The sequence below is a fragment of the Streptomyces sp. NPDC048606 genome (assembly GCF_040650855.1).
In the GTDB taxonomy this organism is placed as follows: domain Bacteria; phylum Actinomycetota; class Actinomycetes; order Streptomycetales; family Streptomycetaceae; genus Streptomyces.
In genome coordinates, this window is sequence record NZ_JBEZIB010000013.1 from 16834 (window position 1) to 39010 (window position 22177).

The 22177-nt window shown below is 73.1% G+C and carries 18 protein-coding genes; 6 read left to right on the forward strand and 12 right to left on the reverse strand.

Annotation, left to right across the window (positions count from 1 at the left end; all coding sequences use genetic code 11):
- Positions 1 to 80 precede the first annotated feature (80 nt).
- From AB0D01_RS16345 to AB0D01_RS16370, 6 genes are all read right to left on the reverse strand, one after another.
- Positions 81 to 1196 carry a type IV pilus twitching motility protein PilT gene (locus tag AB0D01_RS16345; RefSeq protein WP_363055836.1) on the reverse strand — a complete coding sequence of 372 codons (1116 nt, stop codon included), beginning with the start codon at positions 1194 to 1196 and terminating at the stop codon, positions 81 to 83.
- Positions 1193 to 5116: a hypothetical protein gene (locus AB0D01_RS16350; RefSeq protein WP_363055837.1), complete on the reverse strand. Its 3924-nt coding sequence runs from the start codon at positions 5114 to 5116 to the stop codon at positions 1193 to 1195. The genes AB0D01_RS16345 and AB0D01_RS16350 overlap by 4 nt, the downstream gene beginning before the upstream one ends.
- The gene (locus AB0D01_RS16355; RefSeq protein ID WP_363055838.1) at positions 5113 to 5637 is read right to left on the reverse strand and encodes a type II secretion system protein; all 525 of its coding nucleotides are present in this window, start codon (positions 5635 to 5637) and stop codon (positions 5113 to 5115) included. The genes AB0D01_RS16350 and AB0D01_RS16355 overlap by 4 nt, the downstream gene beginning before the upstream one ends.
- Positions 5634 to 6068 carry a type II secretion system protein gene (locus AB0D01_RS16360; protein WP_363055839.1) on the reverse strand — a complete coding sequence of 145 codons (435 nt, stop codon included), beginning with the start codon at positions 6066 to 6068 and terminating at the stop codon, positions 5634 to 5636. The genes AB0D01_RS16355 and AB0D01_RS16360 overlap by 4 nt, the downstream gene beginning before the upstream one ends.
- Positions 6065 to 7276, reverse strand: a complete 1212-nt coding sequence (locus AB0D01_RS16365) for a type II secretion system F family protein (protein WP_363055840.1) — start codon at positions 7274 to 7276, stop codon at positions 6065 to 6067. Before AB0D01_RS16365 ends, AB0D01_RS16360 begins: the two co-directional genes overlap by 4 nt.
- A 79-nt stretch (positions 7277 to 7355) precedes the next feature.
- Positions 7356 to 9137 (reverse strand): GspE/PulE family protein, encoded by a 1782-nt coding sequence (locus AB0D01_RS16370; RefSeq protein WP_363055841.1) that lies wholly within the window; start codon positions 9135 to 9137, stop codon positions 7356 to 7358.
- A 288-nt stretch (positions 9138 to 9425) separates the two neighbouring features.
- Here AB0D01_RS16370 and AB0D01_RS16375 point away from each other — a divergent pair, with 288 nt between their 5' ends.
- From AB0D01_RS16375 to AB0D01_RS16385, 3 genes are all read left to right on the forward strand, one after another.
- Complete coding sequence (locus tag AB0D01_RS16375; protein WP_363055842.1) at positions 9426 to 9794, forward strand: prepilin-type N-terminal cleavage/methylation domain-containing protein; 369 nt, start codon at positions 9426 to 9428, stop codon at positions 9792 to 9794.
- A 103-nt stretch (positions 9795 to 9897) separates the two neighbouring features.
- Complete coding sequence (locus tag AB0D01_RS16380; protein ID WP_363055843.1) at positions 9898 to 10716, forward strand: prepilin peptidase; 819 nt, start codon at positions 9898 to 9900, stop codon at positions 10714 to 10716.
- A 155-nt stretch (positions 10717 to 10871) separates the two neighbouring features.
- Positions 10872 to 11423, forward strand: a complete 552-nt coding sequence (locus tag AB0D01_RS16385) for a PadR family transcriptional regulator (protein ID WP_363055844.1) — start codon at positions 10872 to 10874, stop codon at positions 11421 to 11423.
- Positions 11424 to 11588: 165 nt separating this feature from the next.
- Here the strand turns inward: AB0D01_RS16385 and AB0D01_RS16390 are convergent, their stop codons facing one another.
- Together AB0D01_RS16390 and AB0D01_RS16395 are read right to left on the reverse strand one after the other, a co-directional pair.
- Entirely contained in the window at positions 11589 to 13595 is a 2007-nt protein-coding gene (locus AB0D01_RS16390; RefSeq protein ID WP_363055845.1) for an FG-GAP-like repeat-containing protein, read from the reverse strand.
- Positions 13596 to 13722: 127 nt separating this feature from the next.
- On the reverse strand, positions 13723 to 14949 hold the full coding sequence (locus AB0D01_RS16395; protein WP_363055846.1) for a hypothetical protein: 1227 nt from the start codon (positions 14947 to 14949) through the stop codon (positions 13723 to 13725).
- Between the two features lie 296 nt (positions 14950 to 15245).
- Here AB0D01_RS16395 and AB0D01_RS16400 point away from each other — a divergent pair, with 296 nt between their 5' ends.
- From AB0D01_RS16400 to AB0D01_RS16410, 3 genes are all read left to right on the forward strand, one after another.
- The gene (locus tag AB0D01_RS16400; protein WP_363055847.1) at positions 15246 to 15881 is read left to right on the forward strand and encodes a hypothetical protein; all 636 of its coding nucleotides are present in this window, start codon (positions 15246 to 15248) and stop codon (positions 15879 to 15881) included.
- Positions 15882 to 15949: 68 nt separating this feature from the next.
- The gene (locus AB0D01_RS16405) at positions 15950 to 17539 is read left to right on the forward strand and encodes a prepilin-type N-terminal cleavage/methylation domain-containing protein (protein WP_363055848.1); all 1590 of its coding nucleotides are present in this window, start codon (positions 15950 to 15952) and stop codon (positions 17537 to 17539) included.
- Between the two features lie 109 nt (positions 17540 to 17648).
- Positions 17649 to 17969: an excalibur calcium-binding domain-containing protein gene (locus AB0D01_RS16410; protein WP_363055849.1), complete on the forward strand. Its 321-nt coding sequence runs from the start codon at positions 17649 to 17651 to the stop codon at positions 17967 to 17969.
- Between the two features lie 53 nt (positions 17970 to 18022).
- Here the strand turns inward: AB0D01_RS16410 and AB0D01_RS16415 are convergent, their stop codons facing one another.
- The 4 genes from AB0D01_RS16415 to AB0D01_RS16430 form a co-directional block, all read right to left on the reverse strand.
- Positions 18023 to 18529 carry a tRNA adenosine deaminase-associated protein gene (locus AB0D01_RS16415; RefSeq protein WP_363055850.1) on the reverse strand — a complete coding sequence of 169 codons (507 nt, stop codon included), beginning with the start codon at positions 18527 to 18529 and terminating at the stop codon, positions 18023 to 18025.
- Between the two features lie 85 nt (positions 18530 to 18614).
- Complete coding sequence (locus AB0D01_RS16420) at positions 18615 to 19316, reverse strand: M24 family metallopeptidase (RefSeq protein WP_363055851.1); 702 nt, start codon at positions 19314 to 19316, stop codon at positions 18615 to 18617.
- Between the two features lie 303 nt (positions 19317 to 19619).
- Positions 19620 to 20645, reverse strand: coding sequence for a diacylglycerol kinase (locus tag AB0D01_RS16425; RefSeq protein WP_363055852.1), 1026 nt, complete (start codon positions 20643 to 20645; stop codon positions 19620 to 19622).
- Positions 20540 to 22177: an FAD-binding oxidoreductase gene (locus tag AB0D01_RS16430; protein ID WP_363055853.1), complete on the reverse strand. Its 1638-nt coding sequence runs from the start codon at positions 22175 to 22177 to the stop codon at positions 20540 to 20542. The genes AB0D01_RS16425 and AB0D01_RS16430 overlap by 106 nt, the downstream gene beginning before the upstream one ends.

The window sequence follows — 22177 nt, forward strand, 5'->3', positions numbered from 1 at the left end:
GCACGGTGGTCGGACGGCTCCGGAGCGACCGGCGCGTCGACCACGCGCCGGTGCGTCGACCACGCGGCGGTCGGGGCCCGTCAGACGCGGCCGACCGGGACGGAGGGCCGCTTGATCTCCTCCGGGTACGCCGTGTGTCGCACGGCCTCCTCGTAGGTGACGGCGCCCGCCGCGACGAGGGCGTTGATGCCCGCTTCGAGGGTGTGCATGCCGTCACGGTGGCCGGTCGAGACCACGTTGCGGATCTGGCGGGTCTTGCCCTCGCGGATCAGGTTGCGGATCGCCGACGTGCCCACCAGGACCTCGAAGGCGGCCACCCGGCCCCCGCCGATCCGGGGGATCAGCGTCTGGTTGAGGATGCCGACCAGGGTGTGCGCCAGTTGCAGCCTGATCTGCGGCTGCTGCCCGGCCGGGAACACGTCGACGATGCGGTCCAGGGTCTGCGACGCGTCGTTGGTGTGCAGGGTGGCGAAGACCAGGTGCCCGGTCTCGGCGATCGTCAGGGCCGCCGAGATGCTCTCCGGGTCGCGCATCTCGCCGAGGAGCAGGACGTCGGGGTCCTCGCGCAGCGCGGCGCGCAGCGCGGCGGGGAAGGAGTCGGTGTCCGTGCCGACCTCGCGCTGGTTGACCGCCGAGCGCTTGTGCCGGTGCAGGTACTCGATCGGGTCCTCGATGGTGAGGATGTGCACCGACCGGTGCGTGTTGACGTGGTCGAGGAGCGCCGCCAGGCTCGTCGACTTCCCCGACCCGGTCGGCCCGGTGACCAGGACGAATCCTCGCGGCAGGCCCGCCCACCCGGTGACGACCGGAGGGAGCCCGAGCCGCTCGGACGACGGTACGTCGAACGGGATGATCCGCAGCGCCAGCGCGGAGGCGCCGCGCTGCACGAAGGCGTTCCCGCGCAACCTGGCCCGCTCCCCCCAGCTGAACGCGAAGTCGACCTGCTTCTCCCGGCGGAACCGCCGCGTGAGCTCCTCGCCCAGGACCCCGGTCACCAGGCGGTCGGCCTCCCGATCGCTCAGCGCGGCCCCGTCGACCGGTCGCAGGGCGCCGTCGACGCGCAGGAACGGCGCCGATCCGGTGGTGAGGAGGAGGTCGCTGCCGCCCCGCTCCAGGAGTTCGTCGAGCAGGTGGTCGATGATCGCGGCGCTCGGCCCGGACACGGTGGTCTCCAAGGGGGTGGTGTGCGTGCTCATGGCAGGACCGTCCACTGTCTGACGGTCGCGATGCGGCCGTCGAAGGACACGGCGGCCTTCAGGAGGGGGCCGGACAGCAGGTCGATCCGGGTACCGCCGAGGTGCGCGGTCGCGCCGCCGCTGCCGGCGGTGACGGTGTGGGTCACGGTCAGCCCGGCCAGGCGGGAGGCGTCGGTCAGCCCGCAGGCAGTCAGGTCGATCCGGTCGGTGACCGGGCCGCCCGCTCCGGGACGGACCGGTACGTCCAGCTCCCTGCCGGCGCCGGCGCAGGTGCTGCCGGGGAAGTCGACGGACAGCTTCACCGACCGGACGTCGCCGTCCTCGTGGTGCGCGACCTGGAGGACGGCGTGGTCGAGCGGCCCGGTCGCGGCCGGCTTCGGCGCCGGTGCGGCCGGCTGTGCGTAGGAGCCCAGGGTGAGGGAGGCCAGGCCACCGCCGGGGACGGTGGCCTCCGTGACGTCGACGGGCGCGCCGGTCGCCGGGGCCTCGAACCCGGCGATCGCGGTCACCGACGCCGGCTGTGCGGTCACGGCCGGATAGGTCGTGAACAGCACCGGTTCCGGGGGGATCCCGATCACCGGGCGGAGGTACCCGGGGGCCGCCCTGATGCCGAGGGCGATGGTCCGGGCGATGATGCCGCGGGTGACGACCTGGGAGTCGACCCCGCTCATCGACAGGTCGACGGCGGCCGTCGGCGCGTAGACGGTGCCGTTGACCACCAGGCGGCTGCGGGCGCCGGCCGTGTCGGCGTCGTCGGTCGACTTCAGCACCGGGCAACCGTCGCCGGAGGCCGGACAACCGGACAGGGCCCTGATGGACGGGGCGCGGAAGACGATGTCGAGTTCGACGCCGTCGAGCCGGACGGCGGCCTCGCCGCTGCCCGCGCCCAGCCTCGCCGCGTAGTCGACCGCGAGCGCGGACAACTGGTCGGCCTTCGTGATCCCGCAGGCGCCCAGGTCGACGACGTCCACACCGAGGGCGCCGGGGTGGGCGTTCAGGGCGTGGTCCGCGTCGCAGGCGGCACCGGTTCCGGAGACGGCCAGCGTGGCCGCCACAGGCGCGGGCGGTGCGGGCGGCGTGGGAGCCCCGGGCGGCGCGGGTGGTCCCGGCTGTGCGGGTGGTTCCGTCGGCGCGGGCGGTGGCGGGGTGCCGGCGTCAGCCTGGTGCGCCACGCGCAGCACCACCTTGTCGATCACCGCGCCCGCCGGCAGGGACGGCAGGGCGAACGCGCCGAGCCGGATCGACGCCGTCGGGGCGGCCGTGGCGAGCCGCGCGGTCGAGGCGGTGGCGTCGAGCGTCCGCGCGTTCAGCGGGTCGAGGAACGCCGCGGTGGTGGGCGTCGCGGTGCTGGTCGCCGTGGTGGGCCGGACCGCGATCGGGGGCCGGTAGGCCAGTTCCAGCGTGACGCCGTCGAGCCGGGCGGCGGCCCCGGCGCTGCCGGCGCCGAGGGAGGCGGCGTAGTGCACGACCAGACCGGCCAGCTGCCCGGGGTCGGTCAGTCCGCAGCCGGCGACCAGGTCCAGGGTGTCGGTGCCCAGGGCGTCCCGGTGGGTGGCGAGGCGGTGCGGGCCGGCGCACGAGGGGGGCAGGGCGGGTCCGCTCAGGGTGACCGCGGCCGTCGGCGGCGCCCCGCCGGCCGCACCGGGATCGTCGCGGTGCGCGACGCGCAGCCGGGCCGCGTCCAGGACCGAGCCGGGAACCACCGCGGGGGTGTCGTACCCGCCGAGGGTGATGCCCGCGGTCGGCGTCGTGACCGGGTCGAGCGTGGCGCGGGCCGTGTCGGCGCCGTCGATGGCCCGGGCGTGGGCCGCGGGGAGGAACGTCGTCGACTCCGCGCTCGTCGCCGGCCGGGGCGCCGGCGGGTCGTGGACGACTTCGAGCCACATGCCGTCCAGGGAACCGGCGCCCGCGGCGCCGCCCTCCTTCAGGCCGGCGGCGTAGGTCGCGGTCAGGCCGGTCAGCGCGCCGGGGTCGTTGATGCCGCACGCCTTCAGGTCGACGCGGTCCTCGCCCGGGACGGCCCGCGCGGTGAGCGGCAGGCCGGTACAACGGCCGCCGCCGCCCGCGGGGGCGACGTCGACGGTGGGCGCCGCCGCGTCGCCGCTCTCCTGGTGGGCCACGCGCAACACCGCGGAGTGGATCGTCGAGCCCGGCGGCAAGGGAGGTTGGCCGAACCCGGCGAGGGTGATCGAAGCGGACGGGGCCGTCGACGTCAGGGCGGCGCCGGCCACCAGCGGTGTCGGCTGTTCGCCGATCTCCAGGGCGTTCCCGGGAGCGGTGCCGGAGGCGGCGAACCCGGTGGAGGCGCTCACGGCGGTCGGCTTGAACGTGGTCGGCGTGCGGTACGCCACCTCCAGCCAGACCCCGTCCAGGCGCGCCGTCGCGGCGCCGCCGCGGGCGTCCAGGGTGGCGGCGTAGGTCACGGTCAGGCCCGCGAGCCGAGCCGGGTCGGTGAGCCCGCACGCGCCCAGCAGGTCGATCGGGGGGTCGGTCGTGAGCGCCGTGTTCCGGGGCGCCTCGTCGGTGCGGCAGGTGTCCCCGCCGACGGCGGTGGTGACCCTCACCGCGCCCGGGGCGCTCAGATCGCCGGCCTCCTCGTGCCGGACGCGCAGCGTCGCACCGGTGACGACGGAACCGGGCGGCACCTGCGGGGTGAACCCGGCGAACTGCGTCGAGGCCGAGCGGCGGTGTGTCGGGTCCAAGGCGGCCTCGGCCGTGCAGGTCGCGGTGCCCGTCGGACGCGCGCACCCCGGCAGGGTCGGGCGTTCGCCGGCGGTCAGGGCGTGGCCCGGGTCGAGGAACCCGGTGTTCGCGACCACCGCCGTCGGCCGCAGGGTGTGGGACGGCTGCGGCGGCCGCATCCCGTACACCGCCACCTGCTGCGCGCCCGGGGTCACCGGGGCGCACAGTTCGACGTGTCCGCGGTCGACCCGGAATCGGCTCTCGCCGCCCATCACGACCTGGACGCCCTCGGGCCGCGTCCTGTCGCAACCGCCAGGGAGGGGGACGGTCGGGCGGGTGGCGGAGCCGGGATCCCATCCCGCCGGGGTGCCGCCGACGACGCTGACCGTGGGGTCGTCGACCGTCCAGAGCGCGGCGTCGCCGGTGGAGGCGAAGTCGAGGTAGTACAGCCCCGGCTGGAGCCAGACGACGACGCCGGGGCAGTCGCCGCCGGTGAGGCGGGTGAGGGCGCGGGCGTCGTCGTAGTGGCCGGGCCACAACCGCACCAGCCGGGAACCGGGGCCGGGGCAGGCGGGCGCCGTCCGCAGGACCGGGACGGCCGTGGCGGGCGGGGCGTGGTCGGGGTCGGCGCCCGCGACCTCGTCGGCGGGGGCCGGCGGGGTGTCGTCGGCGCAGCCGTGCGCGTAGGGGGCCTGGGTCGGCGGCAGCGGGGGCTGGGACACGGCGCGGGAGCAGGCTCCGACGGCGGACACGTCGCCCGACACGAGCATCGAGGCGCCGGCCTCGGTGGTGATGTCCGAGTGGGAGAAGACGCCGCCCTGCACCCGCACGCCGGGCGCGCTCACGGTGATGCCGTCCCGCTCCGACTTCCCCAGGCTGAGCAGCGCGTCCTGCGGTTGGGTCGCGCGGGTGCCCGCGGGCGAGGCGTTCTGGGGGTCGCAGTGGACGATCATCTGCCGGCCGTTGATCGGCGGGGCGGTGTAGTCGGCGCACGGGTTGCCCTGCGCGAAGTTCTTGATCGCGAGCTGCGTGGCACCGTCCGCGCCGTAGCCCCGCCGGCTCTGGTCGACGTACACGCTCGCGGCCTTCAGCCCCGTGGCGGCGAAGGACAGCACGGACACGGTGACGAGGCCGACGACGACGACGAAGGCCAGCGCGAGGACCAGAGCGGCGCCCTGCTCGTCGTCGCGCCGGCGGCGCGGACGCGGCCGGCCGGTCGGGTGCGCGCGGCCGGTCATGACGCGCTCGCTCGTCGGACGGCGGTGAGGGCCGTCGGGGCAGTGGCGGGTTCGCTCCGCACGGTCAGCGTTACCTCCATGGGCGAGGTGCACGAGGTCTCGGCACCGCAGGTCAAGGTCACCGGCCGGAACGACGCGGCGTCGTCGAACCGGCCGAGCGGCGTGGTGACGACGCCCGCGTCGGTGCACTTCACCCGGTTGAGGGCGCCGGTCGCCGGGTCGTAGGCGTAGACGACGTCGCTGCCGGGCGCGGCCAGGTGGACGATCACCTCGGCGACGCCGCATGCCGGGGCGGTCGTGACGGCGGTCGCGCCGTGCACGTCGCCGTAGAACCAGCGGCCCAGCGCGCCCACCGTGCCGGTGGCGGACATTCGCTGCTCGGTGTCGGCGGTGAAGCGCAGTCCGAGGACGATCGCCTTGGGCAGCAGGAGTCCGATGATGCCCAGGATGACGATCGTGACCAGCAACTCGGTCAGGGTGAAGCCCGACTCCGGTCCTCCGGCGGGCCGTCGGGTCGTCATGACGGCATCGACTCCCGCTTGACCACTTCGAGCGTCAGGTCCCCGATCGCGTGCGGTCCGGTCGAGCGCACGGTGAGCGTCACCTTCTGCACTCCGGTGTCGGCCGTCGGGCAGGACCGGACGAAGGCGCCCACGCCGTCCCAGTACTCGATCGTGACGGTCACGGTGTACCCGGTCGGCGGCGGCGCGGTCGCGTAACCAGCGGCGCAGGAGGCGTACGGCCGGCCGACGACCTCCTCGGCGGCGCTGCGGACGACCGAGTCGGCGGTGGTGACCTTCTGCTGCCTGACCGAGCCGATGATCGCGGTGCCGATGCCGCCGAAGACGGCCACGAAGGCGATGCCCATGAGCACCACGGCGACGAGGACCTCGATCAGCGTCTCGCCCTCCTCGCCACGGGGGAGGTGGGGGCGGGGCGTCGGGCCGGTCACTGGACCTCGACCTGGTTGTAGACGCCGTAGATCGCCGAGAGGAGGGCGACGGCCACGAACCCCACGACGACCCCGACCACGATCACGATGGCCGGCTCGAAGAGGCTGGTCAGCCGCTTGAGCTTGTGCTGGAGTTCCTTCTCGTAGAACTCGGAGACGTTGTCGAGCTGGTCGTCGAGGGTGCCCGTCTCCTCCCCCACGCGCATCATCTGGGTGACGGCTCCGGGGAACAGCCTGGTCCGGGCGATCGGCCCGGAGATGCCGCCGCCTTCGAGCATCTCCACCCCGGCCTTGCCGAGGGACCGTTCGTACACGAGGTTGTTGGCGCCCGAGCCGGCCAGGTCGAGCGCCTCGGGGATGGGCACACCGGCCTTGATCATCGAGGTCAGGATGCGGCAGAACCGTTCGATGACCATGTAGCGGACCACGTCGCCGAGCACCGGCATCGCCAGCAGGAACCGGTCGCGCAGGATCCGTCCCCGCTCGGTCCGCAGAGCGGCGATCACCGCCACGACGAGCACGACGAGCGCGCCGAGGATGACCGGGTACCAGACCGTGACGAAGTCGGTGAAGCCCAGCAGGATCCGCGTGGGCAGGGGCAGTTCGGCATTGAAGGACTCGAAGAACAGCTTGAAGCGGGGCAGCACGAAGACGACGAGGACGAGGATGACGGCGATGGCCAGGACCATCACCAGGCTCGGATAGGTCAGGGCGGAGCGGACGGTGCGCCGGCCCTCGACGTCCCGCTCGATGTAGCGCCCCAACTGGGCCATCACGACGTCGAGTTCACCGGTCGCCTCGGCCGAGCGGAGGACGGAGACGTAGAACGGCGGGAGCGCCTTCGTGTGGGTGGCCATCGCGCCGGCGAAGCTTTCGCCGAACCGCAGCGCGTCCATGACGTCGACGAGCAGCCTGGCCAGCTTCTTGTCCTTGGTCTCGGAGCGGATGATCTCCAGGGCGTCCAGGATGGGCACGCCGGCCTTGATGAAGGCGGCCATCTGGCGCGAGAAGTTGCTCAGTTCGACCAGGTCGACCTTCTCCGCGGTGAGCTCGAACCGGAGCAGGTCGCGGCCCGCGGCCGTGACCGATCGGACCTCGTAGCCCTGCCGGGTGAGGCTCTCGGTCACGCCCTCGACACTGGAGCCCGTGAGCGCGCCGGTGGCCCGTTTCCCGTCCGGGCCGACGGCGACGTACTTGAAGGTGGCCATGCCGATGCCCTCCTGGTTTCGGTGTCGTGGGTTCGTGTGTCGTGGCGCGCGGTGCCGCGCGGTGTCGCGCCGTTTCGCGCTACGCCACGTAGACGCCGGCCATGATCTCGGCGATGGTCGTGACGCCCTCCTCCACCAGACGGACGCCTCCGTCCAACAGGCTGTCCATGTGCTGCTCGCGGGCGGCCGCCCGCAGGTGGTTGACCGGTGCCTTCTCGACGAGCAGCCGCTTGACGGCGTCGCTCATCACGAGCAGTTCGAAGACGCCGATCCGTTCCTGGTAGCCGGTGCGCGAGCAGAAGTTGCAGCCCCGGCCCTGCCAGAACTCGATGTCGGTCGACCCGCCGGCCTTGGCGAAGAAGGCCAGTTCGTCCACGCCCGGCCGGTAGGGCTCGCGGCACTGGTCGCAGGTCCGCCGCACCAGGCGCTGGCTGACCACTCCGGAGACCGTGGAGGTGATGAGGAACGGTTCGATGCCCATGTCGGCGAACCGGTGCAGTGCGGAGCAGGCGTCGGCGGCGTGGATGGACGACAGGACGAAGTGGCCGGTGAGAGCGGACTCGACCGCGATCCGGGCCGTCTCGCCGTCCCGGATCTCGCCGACCAGGATCACGTCGGGGTCCTGTCGCAGGATCGAGCGCAGCCCGGTCGCGAAGGTGACGCCCGCCTGTTCGTTGATCTGGATCTGGTTGACCGACGGCACCACGTACTCCACCGGGTCCTCGATGGTGGTGATGTTGCGCTCGCTCTGGTTGAGCTCGCCGAGCGTGGCGTACAGGGTGGTCGTCTTGCCGCTGCCCGTCGGTCCGCCGCAGGCGACCATGCCGTAGGGGGAGCGCAGGAGGGAGGAGAACCGTTCGTAGGTCGCGGCGGGCATGCCGAGCTCGGCCAGCCGCAGCAGGGTGCGGTTGCTGTCGAGGAGCCGCAGCACCGCCTTCTCGCCCCAGATGGTGGGAGTGGTCGCGACCCGGATGTCGACCGACCTGCCGTCGATCTCGGTGGCGATCTGCCCGTCCTGCGGGCGTCGTCGGTCGACGATGTTCATATTGGCCATGATCTTGATCCGGCTGACCACGGCCGGGCCCATGTTCTCCGGCAGGCTCAGCACGTCGTGCAGTGCGCCGTCGATGCGGTAGCGGACCCGGACCCGGTCGCCGTGCGGTTCGATGTGGATGTCCGAGGCCCGGTCGCGCAGGCCCTGGGTCAGCATGAGGTTGACCAGGTGCACGACCGGCGCGTCCTCGCTGACCACCCGGGCCCCGGCGGCGGCGCTGCGGCCGGTCTCGGTCGCCTCGAAGGCCTCGACCAGACTGCTGACGCCGGTCAGCGCCCGATAGGCGTTGTCGATCGAGCGGCGGATGTCCGCGGGGGACGCGATCGCCCACCGCACCTCGTCCGGCGCGACCGCCCGGACGACCTCGTCGCGCACGCGCGGGTCGCCCGGGTCGCCCGCCGCGACCAGCAGCGTGCCCTCGGTCCGTCGTACCGCGACGACGCCCAGCGAGCGGGCCAAGGCCTCCGGCACCCGGGCCGCCGCCTCGGGGTCGGGTTCGCTCTGGCGCAGGTCGGCCACCGGGACGTCGAGCTGCACCGCCAGTGCCTCGATCAGCGACGGCTCGTCGACCATGCCGAGTTCGATCAGCAGGGCGCCGAGCCGCTTGCCGGACGCCGACTGCTGCAGGAGCGCCTCGTCGACCTGCGCCGAGGTGAGTCGACCGCGCCGCACCAGCAGTTCCCCGATGCGCGGGCCCCGGTGCTCCGCGGACGACGACGGCTCGGCTTCGGTGTTCTCGTCCCGGGCCGGCTCGCCCGCGGGGTCGGTGGCCGCGGCGCGGTTCCGGAAAAGCCGGCGGTTCGCCAAGGAACCCACCCCTTTCGCGCGTCCAGAGGGGCGGCCGATCGTCTGCCGCGAGCGCGTCACAGTACTGTCAGCCGCTGATTAGTCAGCCGGATACTACAGCACGGGGGTGGGGTGACCGTCCGGTGCGTCGCGGGTGCCTCCCGTCGGGGCCGCCCCTTGTGGGCCCGTTGTTCGCTCAGTAGTCTGCCGCTGATTACTCAGGCTGTTACTAGCAAGTGGCGCCGCCGAAGCGGTGGCCGTAGATGGAGAACGATGTCCACAAACCTGCAAGACACGTTGCGTCGGCACATGCGCGCCCGGAACGACCGGGACGACCGGACGGACCGGAACGGGACGACGGAAGCCGGCTTCACGCTGATCGAGCTCCTCGTCGTCATCGTGATCCTCGGCATCCTGTCCGCCGTCGTCGTCTTCTCCGTCCGCGGCATCAACGACAAGGGCCAGGGCTCGGCCTGCAGGACCGACAAGGTCACGATCCAGACCGCGCTGGAGGCGTACTACGCCAATCACGGCAAGTACACCGACGTCGGCACGCTGCAGAGCCAAGGGTTCCTCTCCACCCTCTCCAAATGGCACGAGGTCACCCTGTCCGATGGCGGCAAGGCGTCCAACGTCGTCCTGATACCCGGCGACGCGAACCCCTGCATCGGCGCCTGAACCCGGAGGGCCGCCGCCGGCCGGCGGCGGCCCGTGCCCGCGCCACGCCCCACACTTCCCACCCGACGTCCACCGATTCACGCGACAAGGCACGGTTACTCCCATGGCGCCCCTGTTCATCGTGTTCATCGGCCTCCTGGGGCTCGCCGTGGGCTCGTTCCTCAACGTCGCCATCTCCCGGGTACCCGAAGGCCGATCGGTCCTGCGGCCCCGCTCGGCCTGCCCGCGCTGCGCCACGCCGATCGCGCCCCGGGACAACGTTCCCGTCGTGTCCTGGCTCCTGCTGGCCGGACGCTGCCGCGCCTGCCGGGTCGCGATCCCCGCGCGCTACCCGCTCGTCGAAGCGCTCACCGCGCTCCTGTTCGCCGCCGAGGCGCTGGTCCTCGGCCCGTCGGAAACGCTCCCGGCCGCACTCGCCTTCACGGCCGGACTGATCGCCCTGGCCGCCTGCGACGCCGAACGCTTCCTGCTGCCCCGACGGCTGGTCTACCCGACCCTCGCCCTCACCGCCGGCTGTCTCCTCGCCGCCGCCGCGGCCACCGGTCAGTGGCATCGGCTCGGGGTGAGCGCGGCCTGCGGGGTGGGCGCCTTCGCCGTCTTCCTCGCCCTCCACCGGGCACGGCCGGCCTGGCTCGGATTCGGCGACGTGCGCCTGGCGGGCCTGCTCGGCACCGGGCTGGGATGGCCGGGCCCCTCGTACCCCGTCCTCGCGGTGCTGGCCGGCAGCTTCGTCGGGCTGCTGGTGGGCGTCGCGCTCATCGCCACGGGGCGAGCGACCCGACAAACCCGGCTCCCCTTCGGCCTGTTCCTCGCCGCCGGCGCCATCGCCACCCTCCTCGCGGGCGCGCCCGTCATCGACTGGTACGACGGTTTGAGCGACCCGTACGCGACGGGTGCGCCGCTCTCCACGATCCGCCGCTGACCCTCGCCACCCGGGGCCGGACGGCGGATCCGTCGTGCGGCCGTCCGCCGGACCCCTCGGTGTGTTCTCCCGGGATCCGGCGCCCGTACCGGCCTTTTTGCCTTCGGGCTCGGTCGGCATCGCAAATGCCACCGTCGATCCTTACCCTGTTCACCATGACGGAACCTGACCTGCCACTGGCCGAGTGGATCGTGCTCGCACTCCTCGCCGAACGACCCAGCCATGGCTTCGCCATCGCGACACTCACCGCGGAGGGCGCGGAGATCGGCGAGTTCTGGTACATCTCGCGCCCCATGGTCTACCGCTCGATCACGCGGCTGGTCGAGCGCGGACTCATCACGCCGGTCGGCTCCGAGGAAGGCAACCGGGGCCCGCAGCGCATGATCTACGCGGCCACCCGCCCGGCGAAGACGACGGTCGGCCGGTGGCTCGGCGAACCCGTGGCGGAACTGTTCGACGTCCGCGCCGAGCTCACGTGCAAGCTCCTGCTGCTCCAGCGTCGCGGTACCAGCCCGGCGCGCCTGGTCGAGCGTCAACGGGGCGTCATCGACGAGATCGAGGGGTCCCTCCGCGCCAAGCAGGACGCCGCCGAGGACCACATCGCCCGCGCGAGCTACGCCCTGCGCCTGGAGGACGTCCGCGCCGCGCGCCGGTTCCTCGACGCCGTCGACGTCGACGCGACGAAGCCCGCCGTCAAGACCGCCTGACGTCGCGTCCGCTCGCCGGGGTCGGGGTCGGGGTCGGGGCCGGGACCCGGACCGGCGCCGGCCGCCGGAACCACGACGACGGGCTCGGCGATCGCGTCCTCGCGATCGCCGAGCCCGCGGCGTACGTCAGCGGCTCATGCCCGGCCGCCTGAGTCGGTGCGTCGGCTACGGCACCTCGACGACCGTCTCGCAGGAGCCGCCCGACGCGATCGCGTCCGTGCCCGGGAGCGTCGGGCCGCCGTTCGCGTCACCGGCGCAGACGTCCGCGCCGCTGCCGCCGGAGAGGGTGTCGCTGTCGGCGCCGCCGACCACGGTGTCGTTGCCGTTGCCGCCGGAGAGCGCGTCGCCGCCGGCGCCGCCCTTGACGGTGTCGGTGCCGTCACCGCCGCTGATGGAGTCGTTGCCGTCACCGCCGTCGACGTGGTCGTTGCCGCTGCCGGCCGAAACGGCGTCGTTGCCGCCGAACGCGCAGATCGTGTCGTTGCCGCCGTTCCCGCTGACGGAGTCGTTCCCGTTGCCGGTCACGATGACGTCGGCGCCGTTCGTGCCGTTGACGATCCCGTTGCCGGTGATCGTGGCGGCGAGGCCGTTGCAGCCGGCCGACACGTTGACGGTCACGGTCGCGATGTTCGAATCGCCGGTCCCGTCGGTCGCCTTGTACGTGAAGCTGTCGCTCCCGACGTGGCCGCCTGCGGGCTGGTAGCCGAACGAGCCGTCCGGGTTGAGGGTGAGCGTGCCGTGCGCCGGTCCGGTGACGACCGAGGCCGTCAGCGCGTTGCCGTCGGGGTCCGTGTCGTTGCCGAGGACACCGGGGGCGGCGACGGAGAGCGCGGTGTCCGCCCCGATGTGGGTGTACGACTCGTTGGCGGCCGTCGGCGTCCGGTTCGTGGTGTTGAGCAGCACCGACGCGTCGTTGACGAACGTCGCCGATCCGTTCCCGTTGGCGGTGACGACATCGGGACGCCCGTCGCCGTCGAGGTCGGCCACCGCGGTGGCCTGCGGGTTGGTGCCGCCGTTCAGCCCGAAGGCGAGCGGGCTGCCGAACGCGCCGGCGCCGTTGCCCTCCAGTACGACGATCTGCTGCGTAGCGGAGCTGGAGGCGACCAGGTCGACGTGACCGTCGCCGTTCAGGTCGGCCACCGAGGCGGAGGTGAGGTTCGCCCCCGCCGACAGGAGGCTCGCGGTGCCGAACCCGCCCGCGCCGTCGCCGAGCAGGACGGCGATCCGACCCGGCGTTCCGGGTGCCACGAGGACGGCGTCCTGCTTGCCGTCCCCGTTGACGTCGGCGAGCTTCAGCTTGGACGGCAGGGTCATGCCGGCCGCGACGCTCGACGCCGTCCCGAAGCCCCCGTCGCCGTCGCCCCGCAGAACGGAGAGCGTGCCGGTCGACGAGTTCGAGGTGACGAGGTCCAGGTGGCTGTCGCCGTCCAGATCAGCGGACGCGATGCCCTGCGGGGCGGCGCCGCCGTTCAGGCCGAACCGCGTCGCCGCCGCGAACGTGCCGTTCCCGTTGCCGAGCACGACCGCGACGTTGTTCGTGTTCGCGTTGGACGTCGCGAGGTCCGGCTTGCCGTCCTCGTCGAAGTCGCCGACGGCGACACCGGTGGGGAAGCGGGCGACGCACGGGTTGTCGCCCGTGGTGTCGCACCCGGGCGTCGGGTTGAGTTCCACGGCCGCTCCGGTGCCGAGGGCGCCGGTGCCGTCACCGAGCCAGACCAGGGCGATGTTGCCGCGTCCGTCCTGGCTGACGACGTCCTTGTGGCCGTCGCCGTTGACGTCGCGGATCTCCGCCGAGCTGATGAAGCGGGTGGACAGGGTCTGCGGCGCCGCGTACTTCGTCACGGCGCCGAAGTCGCCGCCGCCGGAGCCGAGGAACACGCCGAGGCCCTCGGTGCGGATCGCCGTGACGAGGTCCGGCTTCCCGTCGTCGTCGAGGTCGCCGATCGCGACGGCGGAGCTGCCGCGGCCGTTGTCGTCGAGGTTCGACGCGCTGCCGAAGCCGGTCGTGTTGGGGCCGGTCGCCGCGGCCGGGGTGGCGGCCATCACGACGGTGGCCATCGCGAGCACGATCGTCGGAAGCCTGCGTCGTCGACCGTGCCGCGTGGCCGCGGCCGTGAGGCCGTCCGGCGCGGGGCCGTCCGACGCGAGGTGGCGACGTGGTGATCTGTTCATGGGTGAGGCCCCTCCTCAGGGCCTTGATGCATCAGTGCAGCGGTGCAGCGGTGAGCGGTGGACGCGGACCGCCGGCGGGCGATGTGGGTGCCCGGCCGACGGCCCGTCGCCCGTTGCTCCGGAGCGCCTAGTAGCCGTAGGAGGCGAGGGTCTGCTGGATCGTGGAGTCCAGGTCCCAGTCGTTGTTGAACAAGTCGCTCCAGATGGCCGCCGCGCCCGGGTTCCCGCCGTTCAGGGCGACGCCGTACTGCTCGATGGCTCCGTAGCCCGAGTACTCGCTCGGATTGACCGCGGTCCACGTGTTGGGGTCGTTGGCCGTGGTGCCGTTCAGCGAACTCGACGTCCAGCTCACGTTCATGACGTTCGACTTCGCGACGAGGCCCAGCTGGGTGTTGCCGCCGGCGTTCGCCGTCACCGCGCCGCGCACCTGGCTGATCCCCGACTCCAGGCGGACCTTGCACGCCGTGCCCGCGCTGTCGCACGCGCTTCCCCGGAACACGTTCTGGCCCGGACCGCTGTCGGTCCAGGTGAACCCGTTCTGCACCAGGGCCTGCTTGGACGCCGCGCCGAACGGTGCGGAAGCCGGGTCGGCGACCGCGATCCGCTTCCCGCTGCCGGCCAACCAGGCCACCACGCCCGACATCGTCGTGGGCGCGCCCGAGACCGGCGAGGCGTCACAACGGGGCGACTGCGCCTTGCCGTTGCCGCTGCCGTTGGCGTCCGCACCGAACGGCAACGGCGGGCTCGCGGCGTTGGACGGGTCGTCGCCGTTGGACGAACCCGCCCAGGAGCCGTTGCAGCTGTAGATCGCCAGGTGCCCGACCGCCACGAGGTGCTTGGTCGTGTAGTCGCCGTTGCACTCCACGCTGCCGCTCGCCGTGCACGTCCCGCCGTCCGCGGTCGGGATGACGGCGTCCACGTTGGCCTGGTCCGCCGACAGGAACGCGTCGATGTGCAAAGGCCCGTCGACGCAGTTGTTCGAAGAGGAGGGGTTGCACGTGGTGTAGGGGCCGGCGCTCTTCAGCTGCTGGCGCAGGCTGCCCGAGGTGATGCCCCGCATCGTCGAGGTGTCGATCGCCGGCTTGTTCCAGAACCCGCCGATCTGCGAGCCGGCGTTCGCCGTGAACGGCGTGAACGACTTGGAGGTCGCGATGTAGCTCTTCAAGTCCTTCATGGCGGGATACATGTTGTTCGCGACGCCGACCTCCGAATCCGTCGTCGCGAACGCCGCCGGTGCCGCGGTGGTGATCAGCGCCGTCGCGAGGGCGCCCACCGCGAACGCGTTCCGTACCCGGCGCATCGCGGTGCGGCCGGAGCGCGGACCGCTTCGCGTACGGCTGGACCATATTTGCATGTGCTACTCCTAGTCGATCTGATCGGCGGCGACCGCCGGACGGGCGAACCCCGTCGGCGGGGTCAGGCGAATGCCGCGAACACCTGGGCATCTGCCAGGTTTTCGGCATGACCGTGCCGCACACGCCTAGATGGTGCTCATCGCGAGCCAAGTAGTCAATCGTTGACAACCGGCCTGGCCGTGGATCTAATGCACGTATCCAAACTGCAACGGGCCCGCGATCGAGTGTCGCCGGCCCGCTGCGAGAGCTGGGAAGGGGCCTGCGGCACGATGGGCAGAGGCGTGAAATGGCAGTGGTGAGCGGTCCGTCGCGCTCGCGCGCGATCAGGCGCGGCGCGCTCGTTCTCGCGCTGGTCGCGGTGGCGGTGGGCGTCGTGGTGTTCGTGCGCGGCGGGTCGGATCCCTCCTCCCGGGCCCAGCGGCCCGAGCGCGACTGGTGCACGCCGGGCACCCCGCGCACCGCGCTCTGCCCGAACAACGAGGTGTTCGACGCGAAGCAGTACGCCGCCCACGGCGACTCCTTCGAGTGCTTCAACTTCGCCCGCCAGGCGGACGCCCAGGCGGTTCTGCGGGCCGACCCGAGCGATCCGAACCACCTGGACGACGGAGGCGGCGTCGCCTGTCGCGGACTGCCGGAACCGCGCGACACCGAACCGGTTGCGCAGATCGCGGAAAAGTTCACGTGCCGCCCGACCGACCTCCGTAGCGCGCTCTGTCCACAGCCGGAACGAGCCTTCGACGCCCGCCACTTCCTGCGCAACGGCGCCGACGCCTACGACTGCCCCGACCTCGCTTCCCAGGCGGACGCACAGGCCGTCCTGCGCTTCGCCCCGGCCGACCCGAACCGGCTCGACCGCGACGGCGAGGGCGTCGCCTGCCCGGACCTGCCGGGCCCCAAGGACGTCAAGCCCGTACGCCGGACGACACCGTGACCCGGCGAGGACCCGGCCGCGCGCTCGGGCCGGACGTGACCCATCGATCCAAGGAAATCCCGACTGCCATGACACCGGACCACCGCCCGTTCCGCTCGCGTCCCGGACGCCAGGACGGCTTCACGCTCATCGAGTTGCTCGTCGTCATCGTGATCCTGGGCGTCATCGCCGCCATCGTGGTGTTCTCCGTCAGGGGCGTGGGCGACAAGGGTCGCAAGAACGCGGTCGCCGCGGACGCGGCCACGCTCCGCACCGCGCAGGAGTCCTACTGCGCGCGTCACGGCCACTACGGGACGGTCGACGACCTGAAGACCGACGGCCTGCTGGCCGGCGACCCGGTCTACAACGCGATGATGGTCGGCGAGGAGAACAAGTGCGGTCGGGGCGAGAAGTCGTCCTACACGCTGTACGACGCCTCACCCTCGGAGCGCGGGGCGGAGCCGATCAAGGTGGGTGAGGGGCCGACCGACCTCGCGGTCGACGAGAAGGCCGATCGCGTGTACGTCGTGTCCAAGATCGCCAACAGCGTGACCGTGATCGACGGCAAGACCGACGAACCGATCGGCGCTCCGATCGACGTCTCCGGTGCCGTGTCGAACCCGACCCGGATCGCGGTCGACCCCGCGTCGGGGCGGGTCTACGTCGGCGGCACGGGCAGCGTCGCGATCATCGACACGGCCAACGGCAACCAGGTCACCCGCGTCGCCTTCCCCGCGACGGTCGGCGCCCTGGCGGTCTCTCCCGACAACGGCGACGTCTACATCGGCGGCGAGACGACGACGCTCTCCTACATCGCTGCGGGGAGCTCGTCGGCGACGCCGATCCCGCTGCCCACAGAGGCGCGGCTCGTGTCCGCGAGCAACGGCATGGACTTCTCCTTCCACGCCGCGCGCCACGAGCTGTACTTCGCGAAGCAGGGCGTCGGTGCCGGAGCCAGCCCCCACATCGGCCTCTTCGCCATCTCGACGCAGACCCACACGGTCAGGCTCGTGACGGAGTTCCCGACGAAGTCGGGCTGCAGCGTCGGCGGCTACGGGCACCTCATGCCCCAGTCCGCCCGCGGCGTCACCGCCGTCGACCCGAACCGGGGCCTCGTCTACCTCCTCGCCAGGAGGTGCGTCCATGACCCGGCGAAGAACGCTCTGGTCCAGGTCGGGACGGCGATCGCCATCGACCCCGGCAGCGGTGCCTCGACGCCGATCGACGACCCGGCGACCGTGAACGCCACTCCCCTGATCGCCGTCTACAACGCCGCGGCCGGGTCGGTCTACCTCTTCTCCAGCATGCAGGGCAAACCGGATGGGACGTGCGGATCGGTCGAGGGCCGCGTCAGCCGGATCGTAGGCACCTCCGCCATGGGGGAGGCGTCGGTCTGCGGGCTGTCGGTCCAGAGCGCGGGGAACACGGCCCACAAGGTCGCCATGCTGAAGAACTTCAACAGGGTCTTCATCGCACAACGAAGGGTCGAGGCCACGGAGGTCACCCGGCCCTCTCCGGGCGGCCTGGGGGTGGTCGACGGCAGCACGATGCTGACGCAGGGTCTGCTCGGCACGCCCAGCGAGTACGCCTCACTGGCCGTCAACAACACCACGGGCAAGGTGTACGCGCTCGATCCGGCGAACAAGACGGTCGCCGTGTTCCGGACGGGATCGGTCTGAGGCCATGGCGGATCAGTCACGCGACATCGCCCAGGACCGGGGCGAACGGTCACGACCGGATCGCCGTCGCCGTCGCCGCCGTGGCTCGCTCGCGACGGCCGGTGTGATCGTGGCGCTCACGCTGACCGCGTGCGCCGGCAACGAGGCCCCGAGGCCCGCGTTCGACGTCGCCCCCTACGTGCACAAGGGGCACGTGGTCGACTGCGAGGCGTTCAAGGCCCAGGCCGACGCGCAGGCGGTACTGCGGGCGGACCCGCTCGACCCGAACGCGCTCGACCGGGACGGCGACGGCATCGCCTGCCCGAACCTCCCCGAGCCGACGGACAAGCGGCCCGTCCGCCGCGACTTCATGACCGACGTGGACGGCGCGCCGATCGCCGAGCCGCTCAAACCGCCGCCGTCGCCCTCGTCGTCGCCGCCGTCGCCATAGGGGTGGCCGCCGGCCGGTCGGTCTCCGCTCATCGGGACCGACCGGCCGGCTCGCTACCGGCGCAGGCGGTCGAACTCCGCGGCGAATCCGCACCGGTCCGCGACGGCGCGCAGTTGGTCGTCCGGTACGCCGTCCGGCCCGGCCAGGACGGCCTCCATGGCCTCGGCCGTGAGTCCCAGGTCGGCGAGGATCCCCGGATCCCCGGCCGGGCGCGGGCCGGATGCTCCCTCTCCGGGGGCCTCCGATCCCGGTGCGTCCGGGGATCCGGGAGGGGCCATGCCCAGGGCGTCCAGGGCCTGGGCCGCGAGCGTGTGCCGGTGCGCGGCGCGTGCGTCCGAGAGCAGCAGGGCGGTGCCGCCCGGCGCGGAACGCAGGATCAGGAAGAAGGACTCGTCCGCGTTGAAGAACCCGAACACCGTCTCCGGGGCACCGACGGCGCGGACCGCGGCGATCGCCTCGTCGAGTCCGGTGAGGGCGGTGCGGTCGAGTCGGGTGCACCGCCAGGCGCCGTCCCGGCGCTCCACGGTGATCGCGTATCGATGGTTCCTGTGTACTCTCACGGCCCCAGTGGTGCCCCGCCGGCCCGCCCCGTAGCCGCGCGCGGCCCCGGCGTGGTCCGCACGGACCAACGGCCGGTCGGGCGCGTCAGGCGAGGTCGAGCAGTTCCGTGTGCACGGCCGCCCGGCCGTGGTGTTCGTCGACGAGGTGGACCTGGAGGATCCAGTGGGCCCGGCCCCCCTCCTCCAGGGTCCGGCGCAGGGGCCGGTCGTTGTCCGGGCCGATGAAGACCTCCGGCCGCGTCGCCCGCGCACGCGGGGCGGGCGCGGTGCCGGTCAGCCGACCGCAGTGCCGGGCGCCCAGGCTCCGGCCGACCCGGGCCGCCAGGGCGCGGACCTCCGCGTACAGTTCGCGGCCGGTGAGGGAGTCGTCGGCCCGGAAGGCCTCCCGGGCGCCGGCGGCCACGACGGCCAGGTCGTGGACGAGGCGCCGGCGCACGGGGCCGTCGCCGAGGGCCACGGTCCGGGCGAAGCCAGTCTCGTACGGGGCCAACAGCGACTCGAAGTCCAGCACGACCAGGTCCTGCGCGCCGATGACCCGTTCCGGACAGGTCCCGCCCACCACGGTGTTCGGCCAGGACCGTACGAACCGACGGCCGGCCCGGCCCGCCCGGGCGCCGAACACCTCGCGGGCGATCAGGGCGATCCGGTTGTCGACCTCCTCCTCGCTGCGTCCCGGCCTGATCACCTGAGTGGCGATCACCCGCGAGAACAGGCGCTGCGCCATGCGCTGACCTTCCAGCAGGTGCAGGGCGCGCAGGCCCGCGTCCATCCGGTCCAACGTCGACATCGTGTGCGTCCTTGCTGTGAGCCCGTGCCCGCGCCGCCCGCGGCGGTGGCGGGGTGGTGTTCGATCGGCGCCGAGGGAGGAGCCCTGACGACCCGGCCGAACCTAACAGCGCCCACCCGCCCGGCATCACCGGTTGATCATCCAGGGCTCGGCCGAAACCGGACGCCCGCACTGGTCCGTCGTACGAGGCCCGGCGGGCCCGCGCCGCGCTCCCGGACGTCCGGACGCGGGTCCACACCCGGCCGGCGGGGCCCGCCCACGCGGTCCGCCGCCCGGACGCGGGTCCGCGTCCGGGCGGCCGGATCAGTCCGGGACCAGCAGCGACAAGGAGCGCGGTACCACGCGGATCTCGGCCGGCAGCGGACCCACGTGGTCCCCGTCCGCGTACACGTTGATCCCCGGGCTCTCCACGCGCAGCGACGTCGTGCGGCGCGTGGTCACCTCGCTCCTGCGCACGTGCCCGCCCGTGAAGACGGTGGGGAAGAACCGCACGAGCCTGGCGCGCGGCATGGCGTCCACGAGCGTCAGGTCGAGCAGCCCGTCGCAGGGGTCCGCGTCCGGACAGATGAGCATGCCCCCGCCGTAGCTCCGCGAGTTGCCCACCGACGCCAGCGCCAGGTCGCGCGCGATGACCTCCCGTCCGCCGTCGAGCACGAGCCGGAACGGCAGGGGGCGCAGCCCGGCCAGTTCCCGCAGCATGGCGATGTTGTACCGGGCGCGCCCGCGCGGTCGGCGCATCCGGTTGGCCCGGTCGCTCACCAGGGAGTCGAAGCCGATGGCCAGGACCGAGACGAAGTACCGGCTCGTCCCGTCGGCCGTCTCCACGAGACCCGTGTCCACGCGCAGCGTCCGGCCGGCCGCGACGACCTCCGCCGCGGCGCCCGGGTTCCCCCGGGGGAGGCCGTACTGCCGCGCGACGTCGTTGCCCGTCCCGGCGGGTACGACGCCGAGCGGCACGTCCGTGCCGGCGAGCGCCTGGACGGCCAGGGCCGCCATCCCGTCCCCGCCGACCACCACGAGCGCGTCGACGCCCCGGTCGACGGCCGCACGGGCCCGGCGCAGGGCGTCCCGCGGATCCGTGCCCGCCTCGACGTGCGTGCGTACGCCGAGTTCGCGCAGCCGTGCCACCGCCGCCCCGGCGACCCCGGCGGCGCGGCCGGAGCCCGCCGCCGGGTTCGTCAGCACCGTTACGTCCTTCACCGGGCGCCGCGTCGGCTCCGGTCTCACGGGATGAGCTTTCCCGGGTTGAGGATGCCGGCCGGATCCACGGCGCCCTTGACGGCGCGCAGTACCGCCGCGCCCAGGTCGCCGATCTCCTCGCGCATCCACGGCTTGTGGTCCGTGCCCACCGCGTGGTGGTGGGTGATGGTGCCGCCGTGGCCGAGGATCGCGTCGCCGGCGGCGGTCTTGACGCTCCGCCACTGCTCGACGGCGTCCCCGCGCTGGGCGCCGAGCACGGTGAAGTACAGCGAGGCGCCGGTCGCGTACACGTGCGAGATGTGGCACATGACCAGGGAGGTGGAGCCCGTCGCCCGCAGGGCCGTCTGGAGCGCCGCGGTCACGGCGGTCCGCAGGTCCTCCAGGTTCGACCAGCTGGTCGCGGTCTCCAACGTCTCGCACAGCGCGCCGCCGTCCAGCAGGGCGTCGCGCAGGTACGGGGCGCCGAACCGGCCGTGTTCCCAGGCTCGGGCCGGCTCCTCGCCCAGCGAGGTGCCCCCGGCCTCCGTCAGGACGGCGCGAGTCAGTTGCTGCCGGGCCGCGGTCGCCGCCTCGGACCCCTCGAAGACGGTGATCGCGAGAGCGCCGGACACCGCCTGGGGCGCGCCGATCTTCGCCGTCATCGCCAGGTTGACCCCCGTCTCGGTCTCGTCCGACAGGCGCAGCACGGTGGGTCCGGTGCCCTGCTGGGCGACCGCGCGCAGGGCGGCGGCGCCGGTGGCGAAGTCCGGGAAGCTCCACGCCTCGTAGCGCTTGACGTCGGGCAGCGGGTGCACCCGCACCCTGACCCGGGTGATCACCCCCAGCGCGCCCTCCGAGCCCAGGAACACCTGGCGCAGGTCCGGCCCGGCGGCCGAGGCCGGCCCGCGACCGAGGTCGAGGACGCCGGAGGGGGTGATCACCCGCAGCCCCTGGACCATGTCGTCGAAGCGGCCGTGGCCGGCGGAGTCCTGCCCCGAGGACCGGGTCGCCGCGAACCCGCCGATCGTGGCGAAGCGGAAGCTCTGCGGGTAGTGGCCCAGTTCGAAGCCGCGTGCCGCGAGGAGTTCCTCGGCGCGCGGACCCGTCACGCCCGCGCCGAGTTCGGCCTCCCCGGACACCTCGTCCAGGGAGTGCAGGACGTCGAAGCGCCGCAGGTCCAGGGAGACGACCGCGGCGAACTCCCCGCGCACCGGGTCGAGTCCGCCGACGACGCTCGTACCGCCGCCGAACGGCACCACCGCGATGCGCTGGCGGGTGCAGAAGGTGAGCAGCTCGGCGATCTCCCCCTCGCTGCCCGGCACCACCACACCGTCCGGGGCGTCCTGCGGCTCCGAGGAGCGTCGCCGCAGCAGGTCCGGCGTGGACTTCCCGCCCGCCCGGGGCAGCCGGTCGCCGTCCAGGGTGGACACGTGCTCCTCGCCGACGATCCCGGCGAGCCCCCGCAGGTGCACCCCGCTCAGGCGCGAGGGCTTGAGGCGGACGTCCCCGGCGGCGATCGGGGCGGCGTCCGAGGGGGATATCTCCAGGAGCCCGCGGACCAGCGCCGCGATCTCGTCGGTCAGGGGCTTGGCGAGCGCCGGGTCGCCCCAGGCGTTCCAGGCCATCGGAGGCAGCGGAAGGGTCGAGGCACCGCCCGGCGGCAGGTGAGGTTCCGTAGACAT

Excerpts from the sequence above, each read along its gene's own strand:
- AB0D01_RS16390 (WP_363055845.1), bottom strand. The coding sequence starts at position 13,595 with ATGAACAGATCACCACGTCGCCACCTCGCGTCGGACGGCCCCGCGCCG.
- AB0D01_RS16365 (WP_363055840.1), bottom strand. The coding sequence starts at position 7,276 with ATGGCCACCTTCAAGTACGTCGCCGTCGGCCCGGACGGGAAACGGGCC.
- AB0D01_RS16345 (WP_363055836.1), bottom strand. The coding sequence starts at position 1,196 with ATGAGCACGCACACCACCCCCTTGGAGACCACCGTGTCCGGGCCGAGC.
- AB0D01_RS16430 (WP_363055853.1), bottom strand. The coding sequence starts at position 22,177 with ATGTCTACGGAACCTCACCTGCCGCCGGGCGGTGCCTCGACCCTTCCG.
- AB0D01_RS16395 (WP_363055846.1), bottom strand. The coding sequence starts at position 14,949 with ATGCAAATATGGTCCAGCCGTACGCGAAGCGGTCCGCGCTCCGGCCGC.
- AB0D01_RS16380 (WP_363055843.1), top strand. The coding sequence starts at position 9,898 with ATGGCGCCCCTGTTCATCGTGTTCATCGGCCTCCTGGGGCTCGCCGTG.
- AB0D01_RS16375 (WP_363055842.1), top strand. The coding sequence starts at position 9,426 with ATGCGCGCCCGGAACGACCGGGACGACCGGACGGACCGGAACGGGACG.
- AB0D01_RS16355 (WP_363055838.1), bottom strand. The coding sequence starts at position 5,637 with ATGACGACCCGACGGCCCGCCGGAGGACCGGAGTCGGGCTTCACCCTG.
- AB0D01_RS16350 (WP_363055837.1), bottom strand. The coding sequence starts at position 5,116 with ATGACCGGCCGCGCGCACCCGACCGGCCGGCCGCGTCCGCGCCGCCGG.
- AB0D01_RS16385 (WP_363055844.1), top strand. The coding sequence starts at position 10,872 with ATGACGGAACCTGACCTGCCACTGGCCGAGTGGATCGTGCTCGCACTC.
- AB0D01_RS16405 (WP_363055848.1), top strand. The coding sequence starts at position 15,950 with ATGACACCGGACCACCGCCCGTTCCGCTCGCGTCCCGGACGCCAGGAC.
- AB0D01_RS16420 (WP_363055851.1), bottom strand. The coding sequence starts at position 19,316 with ATGTCGACGTTGGACCGGATGGACGCGGGCCTGCGCGCCCTGCACCTG.